Genomic DNA, 272 nt, shown 5'->3' on the forward strand with positions numbered 1-272 from the left:
CCCCTCAGTTTTTTAATGCACCCCGCTCTTCCGATCTCTTGTTGAAGCTGACTCAGATGCCGATTGACTTGCGGTTGTCGACGCTCTTGTTGAAGCTGACTCAGATGCCGATTGACTTGCGCTTGTTGAAGCACTTGTTGATGCTGACTCAGATGCAGATTGACTTGCTGATGTCGACGCGCTTGTTGATGCTGACTCAGAGGCCGATTGACTTGCTGATGTCGAAGCACTTGTTGATGCTGAGTCAGATGCGGAGTGAGGGGGTGGTGTGG

The 272-nt window shown here is 51.5% G+C and carries 1 protein-coding gene; it reads right to left on the reverse strand.

Going from position 1 to position 272, the window contains the following annotated elements; translation table 11 throughout:
* Positions 1 to 12: 12 nt before the first annotated feature.
* On the reverse strand, positions 13 to 272 hold a 260-nt coding region (locus tag N8N51_RS10360), incomplete at its 5' end, for a hypothetical protein (RefSeq protein ID WP_261104142.1).

Origin of the sequence: Streptococcus mitis (genome assembly GCF_946188685.1) — a bacterium.
Lineage (GTDB): Bacteria > Bacillota > Bacilli > Lactobacillales > Streptococcaceae > Streptococcus > Streptococcus mitis_CC.